Source organism: Candidatus Proelusimicrobium excrementi, assembly GCF_937881865.1.
Taxonomy (GTDB): Bacteria; Elusimicrobiota; Elusimicrobia; order Elusimicrobiales; family Elusimicrobiaceae; genus Proelusimicrobium; species Proelusimicrobium excrementi.
The window spans coordinates 1-8,198 of sequence record NZ_CALGEO010000170.1 but is presented as its reverse complement, the minus strand read 5'-3'; the positions used below and the strand labels follow the sequence as shown (position 1 = coordinate 8,198).

The 8,198-nt window shown below is 46.7% G+C and carries 6 protein-coding genes; 5 read left to right on the top strand and 1 reads right to left on the bottom strand.

The features are described from left to right. On the bottom strand, positions 1–1,844 hold a 1,844-nt coding region (gene uvrA / locus ACQY26_RS07535), incomplete at its 3' end, for an excinuclease ABC subunit UvrA (RefSeq protein ID WP_428048619.1). 89 nt (positions 1,845–1,933) lie between these two features. Here uvrA and ACQY26_RS07530 point away from each other — a divergent pair. The 5 genes from ACQY26_RS07530 (at position 1,934) to ACQY26_RS07510 (ending at position 8,168) form a co-directional block, all read left to right on the top strand. After that, the gene (locus ACQY26_RS07530; RefSeq protein ID WP_428048617.1) at positions 1,934–3,004 is read left to right on the top strand and encodes a lysylphosphatidylglycerol synthase transmembrane domain-containing protein; all 1,071 of its coding nucleotides are present in this window, start codon (positions 1,934–1,936) and stop codon (positions 3,002–3,004) included. Continuing rightward, positions 2,985–3,500 carry a gamma carbonic anhydrase family protein gene (locus ACQY26_RS07525; RefSeq protein WP_428048615.1) on the top strand — a complete coding sequence of 172 codons (516 nt, stop codon included), beginning with the start codon at positions 2,985–2,987 and terminating at the stop codon, positions 3,498–3,500. Before ACQY26_RS07530 ends, ACQY26_RS07525 begins: the two co-directional genes overlap by 20 nt. Then, positions 3,501–3,875 carry a response regulator transcription factor gene (locus ACQY26_RS07520; protein WP_428048613.1) on the top strand — a complete coding sequence of 125 codons (375 nt, stop codon included), beginning with the start codon at positions 3,501–3,503 and terminating at the stop codon, positions 3,873–3,875. Between the two features lie 6 nt (positions 3,876–3,881). Further along, on the top strand, positions 3,882–4,238 hold the full coding sequence (locus tag ACQY26_RS07515) for an ORF6N domain-containing protein (protein WP_428048611.1): 357 nt from the start codon (positions 3,882–3,884) through the stop codon (positions 4,236–4,238). Positions 4,239–4,370: 132 nt separating this feature from the next. Next, positions 4,371–8,168, top strand: coding sequence for a hypothetical protein (locus tag ACQY26_RS07510; protein ID WP_428048609.1), 3,798 nt, complete (start codon positions 4,371–4,373; stop codon positions 8,166–8,168). The last annotated feature ends 30 nt before the right edge of the window (positions 8,169–8,198 follow it).

The following is an 8,198-nucleotide window of genomic DNA, read 5'->3' as shown; positions in this document are numbered from 1 at the left end:
TCTATCCATTTTTTGCCGGGTTTCTGCGGATTTAAATTCGGCAGGATTTTTTTTGTACCGTTTAGATACTGGGCGGTAATCGAATCGGAATTTTTAAGAAATTCCGCCCTTGCGCCCTGGGCCGTAACCGTGCCGCCGTGTTCGCCCGCGCCGGGGCCTATTTCTATAAGGTGATCGGCCGCCAAAATGGTGTCTTTGTCGTGTTCGACTATTATCAGCGTATTATCCAAATCGCGCAGTTTTTTCAGCGTTTCGATAAGCCTGTCGTTATCGCGGCTGTGCAGACCGATTGTCGGTTCGTCAAGCACGTAAAGCACGCCGGTAAGCCCGCTGCCTATTTGCGTAGCCAAGTGTATGCGCTGGGCTTCCCCGCCGGAAAGCGTCTGGGATTTTCTTTCAAGCGTAAGATAATTAAGCCCTACGCTGTTTAAAAATCCCAGGCGGGCTTTGATTTCTTTAAGCACTTGCTTGGAAATAATTTCTTCTTTCGGGGTAAGCTTTAAATTATTTACAAAATCCAAGGCCGCGCTTATTTGCATGGCCGCTATCTGCGCTATGTTTTTACCGTTGATATAGACGGAAAGGGCTTCCGGCTTAAGCCTGGCTCCGCGGCATACGGGGCAGGTTACTTCCCTCATAAAGCGGTTGTGGACTTCTTCTTTTACAAATTCGCTTTCGCTTTCCTGATGGCGGCGTTTTAAATTGCCGATTACGCCTTCAAACGGAACTTCTTTTGAGCTGAACGCGCTTTGGTAAAATACGTCTTCGCCTCCGTAAAGCAGTATTTCCTGCTGAGCGCGGGAGAGGTCTTTCCAAGGCTTATTCATGGGTATATTGTGCGCGTTGCAGACGTATTGCAAAATTTCGTAATAGTAACCCGCCCAAGAATTTTTCCAGCGGTTTGTTCTGTTCGTCACCGGCGAATCCCATGCGGCGATTGCGCCTTCGTTTATAGTCAGGGACGTATCGGGGACGACCAAATTTTCGTCAATTTCTATTTTTATGCCCAAGCCGTTGCATTCCGGGCAGGCTCCCTGCGGAGCGTTGAAGGAAAACAGCCTCGGCTCCAAATCCCCAAAGCCGATTCCGCATGAGGGGCAGGCGTTGTTTTCGCTGTAAGTAAATTCCTCTTTTCCTTTTTTTACTTTTACCAGGCCTTTGGAATATTTTACGGCAAGTTCCAAAGCGTCCGTAATGCGTTCTTTGTCGGATTCGTCTATGTAAATTTCGTCTATAAGCAAATCCAAATTGTGCTTTTTGTAACGTTCAAGTTTGGGGGGATTGGCCAAATCAAAAATTTCGCCGTTGTAAATGATTTTTACAAAGCCCTCTTTTTTAAGACGGGTAAAAAGTTCTTCGTAAGTGCCCTTTTTACCTTGTATTACCGGGGCCGAAATTATTACGGGTTGCTGGTCGAATTTATTTAAAATGTCTTTGACTATAGCCGCTATTGACCATTGTTCAACCGGTTTGCCGCAGTTGGGGCAATGTCTGCGGCCTATGCGCGCGAAAAGCAAACGGAAATAATCGTAAATTTCCGTTACCGTGGCCACCGTGGAGCGCGGGTTGCGGGACGGGTTTCTCTGTTCTATCGAAATGGCGGGGGAAAGACCGTCTATTAACTCCACGTCCGGCTTTTCCATAAGTTCCAAAAATTGTCTTGCGTAGGCGGACATGCTTTCAACGTAACGCCGCTGTCCTTCCGCATAAATGGTGTCAAAAGCCAAGGAACTCTTGCCCGAACCGGAAAGCCCGGTTACGACAACCATTTTGCCCCTTGGTATTTTAAGGCTTATATTTTTAAGATTGTGCGTCTTTGCGCCTGTAATAGTGATATATTTCATATTAAAATTATATAATTTATAAAAAGAGGGCGTTTTGTCAGAAGCGTTGGAATTAAAATATTTCCTCACTTTCGGGGATTTTACGTGTTATGAACATATTCAGCAAGAAGAACCTTATCGTGATAATAAGTTGCCTGCTTTCGGTTTCGATAGTAGGGTGGCTTATTTACGACGCAAAAGATAATTTCGTCCGAATATGGAACGAAGTCAACACCTGGTATTTGTTTTTGGCCTGCGTTTCTTCCGCCGCTATTTACGTTTGCATGGGGATGTCCCTTTGGGAAACGCTAAAACTCCTTGGGGAAAAAATCAACCTCGGCGCGGCGATAAGCATAGCTTTCGTTTCCACCACGGTTAACTATTTGGTTTCCACGATGGGCGTAAGCGGTTTTGCGCTTAGGGCGCACTTGCTTGGCAAGCGCAATGTGCCGCTTGGGGTAAGCGTGATGTCCAGCATAGTCATAAGCGTACTGCTCTATTTTGTGCTGATAATAATAATTTTGCAAGGCTCTCTTTTGCTGCTCCTTTCCCATAACGCCGCCCCGGGGCAGATGCTTAGGAATTTTATATTGGTCGTTTTGATAGCCGGCATAGGCGCGCTGGTTACGGCTTTTATGTTTAACAACGAATTCCGCTATAAAGGTATAAGAAAGATTTTTATGCTTATCAACAAAATTATTTATAATCTTTTCGGCGCGCTGATACCCAAAAACAATTATTCGGCTTTTGCCAAGCAGCTTGATAACGGCATAAATACAATACACAACAATAAAGTTAAACTTACCCGCGCAATAGCTTATATCTGCGGGGACTGGATTTTTACGATTTTGATTTTATATTTGGCTTTTTTGGCGGTGGGGATTAAAATATCGATAGGGGTTCTGCTGGCCGGGTTCGCCGTCGGCATGGCCACAACGCTTATACCTATATTGCCAGGCGGCTTGGGCGCCATGGAAATAGCGATGACGTCCGTCTTTTCCCAAATGGGGATAGATTGGGATTCCGCGCTTATGGCTAGCCTTATTTACCGCGCGGTTTATTATGTGATACCGGGTATAATAAGCGTATTTGTGTATTGGGGGCTTAAGCTTTCCGAGCCTATGGCCATGACGAAGAACAGAGCCAAGGAGTATATGGATAATGAAGCAGAAAATAGATAAATCCGAACCGCAGACCGCGCCGGGTGTTTACGTGCACGAAAGGGCCGTAATTATCGGCAAAGTGGTTTTGAAGGAAAATTCATCTATATGGCCCAACGCCGTTTTAAGGGCCGATATTGCGCCCATTATAATAGGCGAGGGCAGCAATGTGCAGGATAATGCCTGTATTCACGTGGATTTTGACAAACCGGCCGTTTTGGGCCGTAACGTAACCGTGGGCCACAATGCCGTAGTGCACGGGGCGAAAATCGGCGACAACTGCCTTATCGGCATGGGCGCGACCGTTATGGAAAGCGTCGTCGGCGATAATTGCCTTATAGCCGCAGGCAGCGTGTTGCCCGCCGGCAAAGTTATAGAAAGCGGCAGCATGGTAATGGGCGTACCGGCCAGGGCCGTCAGGAAACTTACGCCGGAAGAAATCGCAAAAATAAAAGAAAACGCCGAAGTCTACGCAAAACTTGCCGGCGTATATCAAAAAGACTGCAGGGAGATTTAATTGGCTAAGATTGTTATGATAGAGGATTCCAAAATCCTCGGAAACGCTTTAAAAGGAGCTTTGGAGATAAAAGGCCATGAAGTCGTTTGGGTAAACGACGGAAGGCTTGCTTTGTCTGCCGTCAAAAAGAACAAGCCGGACGTAATTTTACTGGATTTAATGCTTCCGCACGTCAGCGGTTTTGAGATATGCAAAGCCGTTAAAAGCGACTCCGCCCTCTATAAAACGCCTGTAATTATCATGTCCACCTTAACCGGGGCTCAAGACATGGAAAGAGCGCGGGAAGCCGGCGCAACGCATTTTATAGCCAAACCTTACAATTTACAGCAGACATTGGCCGAAATCAACAAATTCATCCCGGCCAAAGGAGTATGATTTTTTATGAAATTCCGTATAATAAGAAACCAAAAAGTTATAACCGACGCGGACTTAGCCGAAGCTTTAAATATGCAATGTAAAGTTTTTACTTCGATGTTCCGCCGTTCCAAGGATTTTTTCCCGCAGGAAAGCTACTTCCAGCTGACTTACGAAGAACAGCGTGATTTGGTAAAAAATTATTGCTTCACTCATTCCGAACGCCTAAGATACGCAAAAAGGTTGCCTTTCGCGCTTACCGCGCCGGCCGTTTTTATGATGCTGTGCATTTTAAGGAAGAACCCTATGGCAAAAGTTTTCAGAAACAAGATTTTTTCTTCCGCGGCTTTTAAATCGATAGATATTGACGCCTTGTTTAAATAAGCGCAGCGAATTTATTTTTGACGAATATTATCCCCGATTGTCGGGGATAATATTTTTTATAGGCCTTTGGGGTATGCCGGTATAGGCCTAAAGTTTCTTGTTAGAGCGGTATAAAACTTATAAAATTTAAAAATGGGCAATTTATACGGAAAGACTTTTGCAAGATTTTTCTCTTTTATTTTTTGCGCGGGATTGTTTTTAAATCTCGGCGCGGCTTCTTTCGCTTTTGATTTTAACGACGCTCTGCCGGAATTTGACGCAAACTTGCCCGCCGGCAAAACTTTGCAGAACCGTTTTAATTCCGCCTCTGCGGAAACGGCTTCCGCCCAAATAATTAAAGCGGCGGCTTCCGGGCCCGCATACGGGGACGCTTTCAACAAACTTGCCGGCAAAAATATAAAGAATCTTCTTTCCGCCTATTACTTTTCTAAAGACGAAAGTTTGAAAGACAAACTGTATTTCGCGGTTTTGCCGGCGGTTTGGAATAACGCTTATCTTGAAGATACGTCCTATTATTTAAAAATCCTTCGGGTTTACCGCCCGGAATTTGAAGCCTGCCTGGGAAAAAGTAAAAAATGCAATTATAAAAAAGCCGGGTTCGCGCTTCAAGTGCTGTTTAATCCTTCGGATAAGAACAGCCGTGATTGCGGGCAAATAGCGCAAATATTATCCGATAAAAGCGTTTCGGAAAAGAACCGTATAGAATTTATGCAGTACGCCGCGCCCATAATGGCCGTACGCGGGTGCAGAGCCGGTTTTGAAAATGTGCTTTCCTCTTTGGGGAAAGAAGGCGCATTTAAAGCTTCCTACTGCGCTTTTGATCCTTTTGCCGTAGTGCACGCTTTTGACTGCGGCTTTTTGTGGATTAAAAAAACCTGCACTCATTCGGGCGGTTTTTTCTCCGGCGTATGCGCAAGATTTAAGGCCCGCTCAAAACCGTTTTTGCAATATAAAGAAGCCGCCGTCCCGGCCGTTATAAAAAAACTGACTAATCCCCAAAAGGCTTACAGCGTTTGTTCGGCCGGTAAAAGCACGGTTCCTTATTTGCACGCTTCCGCGCTTAGAATATACGCCTCTCTTTTTATAAACGCAGGCAACTGGGAAAAGGGCGCTTCCTTTTTAATAAACGAAGTCGCCTCTTACGACGCGGCCGTTTCCGCGGCTAAGGAATTGGCTTTGGCTTCTCTGGCGGAAAGAACCCCGGCGAAATTCGGCGGTAAAGCACCGCTGAAAGCTTATTTCGCCGCGCGCCTTAACAATGCTTATTTTTATTTGGACCATGCCGAAGACGTCGACGCCGCGGTAAAAGCCGAACTTAAAAACGAGATAGGCTTCGCTTACGCCAAGATTACCGGGTATAAAGGGGCTTCACCGATAAAACTTAAAAGTGCGGAAGGTTTTGAATATCAGATAAAATATTCCGGCAATGAAAAGGACATAGAAGGCTTTTGGGGCTCCCTGTTTAATTTTTCAAAACGTCCGGCGGAATCTTTAATGAATATCAATATTATCGCGCTGATATCCAAAGGCGGAATCAAACAGGCCGCCAAGCTGGGTTCTTTGGGATCGCTTTTAAGCAGAGGCGCGGGGTATATAAAAAGCGTTCCCGCAATAGTCGCGCGCACTCAGGCTCAGTACAGAGCGGTAAAATATTTGGCCGCAAAAAATTCCACGCCGGTTCTTTCTTACGCTTATAAAAATATGGTTTACAGAAACGCCGCAAAAACGGCTGCGCGATCGGGCATAAGGACTGTGGAGGGGAAAGCCGCGGGAACGTTTTTCGCTTCGTCGCACTATAATCCGTCTGTGCACGGTAATATCTCGCGCGTCGCTTCCGACGTTAATAAAGCTTCCTCTTTAGGTATAACGGCCCTAGGCAAAGGCGGTTCCGTTCCCTCTTTTGTGCCGGAAAGGAACTTTGGCGATATTGCCGCTTATACTGAAGATTTGCTCAGAGGAACCAATTTAAGGAGCGTGGCTTCCAAGTATAAAGGCGGGAGAATCTTGGCAAAAGCCGCGCCTAAGGCCGCTCCCGAGGTTGGTATTGAATCCGCCGAACATATTTTGCCCAGAAGTTATCTTTATTCTTCGCGGGCTCAGTATCTGCCTTTTGTACAGGATTACGCCTATGCAAACGATTATTTGCTCAGAAACGGCATTTACAACTTTGCGCGCGGCAAAGGTTTTGTGTTTTTTAACACCGAAACGGGAAACGTTCTTCCTTCGGCTTTGCGTTTCCACAGGGAGGGGGAATTTGTTTCCAAAGGATTGCTGGGGGTAAGTTATCTCCCGGAAAGCGGCGCGGCTTACTCCGCGGCTGAAAGCGCAAATACGGCCGCCTTGGCTTCATATTCGCCGCTTAGTTCCGCTTTGTCAATGGCAAGGGGATATCTCCCGGCTATTCCAAGTGCGGAAAAATTAGCTTCGTTTGCGGCTCCGGCTTTTTTAAGGCCTTCTTTGCAATATATATCTTTTAATCCGGCTTCCGGGGTTAATCTTGGTTTTCCGCTTAAGCCTATTGAGCATACCTTGCCTTCCTTTATTTTTGCAAACCGCGCGCTTGATAAAGTCAATCAGGCTGTCTTTAAGATTGATACTCCTTCCGGCGGGCACGCTACGGCTTTTTACGTTACTCACCGCGGAGCGAATTTTATGATTACCGCAGGCCACGCCGCAAGAATACAGGGCGATTATTTCCTGTCGAACGCTTACGGGAAAAGCGGTTACGCTTCCGCAGTTTATAAAAGCGGGCCTTTGGGCGAAGATTTGGCCCTTTTGGTTCCGTCCGCGGATTTGGTGGCAGGCGTTGAACCGCTGAAACTGGCTTTAAGGGAACCTGCCCTCTCGGAAGGCGCGCTTACGGCCGGTTTCCCCGGGAATTTAGGTTTTAAACTAAGCCCGCAGGAGCTTATGGGCAATTACCGCGCCATGTTCCTTACTCCGCAGCAGGCCGAGCTTGCCAATGTTAACGAAAAAATGGGCTATTACATGGCAAATCCGGCTTTGGAAAAGGGATTTAGCGGCGGGCCTTTAATAAGCGAAAACGGCGTTATAGGCGTAGCTTCCCGTTCCGATTTGACAAAATACACCTACTATGTAAGACTACCGGTAATAAGGAATTTTATGGGGAGGGCGTTTAAAGATTTGTTTATGAGCCCTTATTTTAACCAAGGGACTTTCTTATCGGCAAATCCGGGGCTGGCTTTAAGGTATTCAAACCTTATAGGCCGCTACGGCGGACTTATGGGCAAAGGAGCCGGTCTTAACGGTTACGGCCCCTTGGGAGCTTCCGCCGGGCCGGGCGCGGAAATCTCTTTAAAAAAATCCGACGTTATGCAAACTGCGGCGGAAACCCCAAAAATCGGACACGGCACTAAAGCTTTCGGGTTTTCCTTGCTGAAGATGTTTGGTTTTACGCCCAGGAAAGCGCTTTCGACAATGTACAGGCTTGGGGCGGCTCCGCAGTATTCCGTGATGCCCAAATTAAACGGAGAACGCTATCTTATAGAAAATTTTGATAATTACGCCGTATCAAAAGCAGCCGCGGACGGCGTGCCGTTCCCGTATTTTTACGGCAGGCATAACGTATACAGAGGCATGGCTTTAAATAACGGGGGAATAAACAAAATTTTCGATAAAGGCCTTTTGCTTGAAGATACGCGCATCGCCAGCAATACCACAGCCACTATTTATATGCGTACCGCACAAAGAGCGATATTCTTTTCCAAAGAACCCTCCGAAGCGTTCTTTTACGCCAAACTTAATTTAAGCGAAACAAGAGGCGTGCCGGTTGTAGTGATGAAGAGAACCCCAAATATCTTCGGCGCGGACTTCGGCGGCGAGGGGCCATTCCGTCCCGCCTATCTCAAGCCTACCTACGACCTCGCCCCCAACGGCAACACCACCTACGTCATGTATAGCCGTAATTAAAATGTCACCTTCCGAGAGGATTGCAAGAGC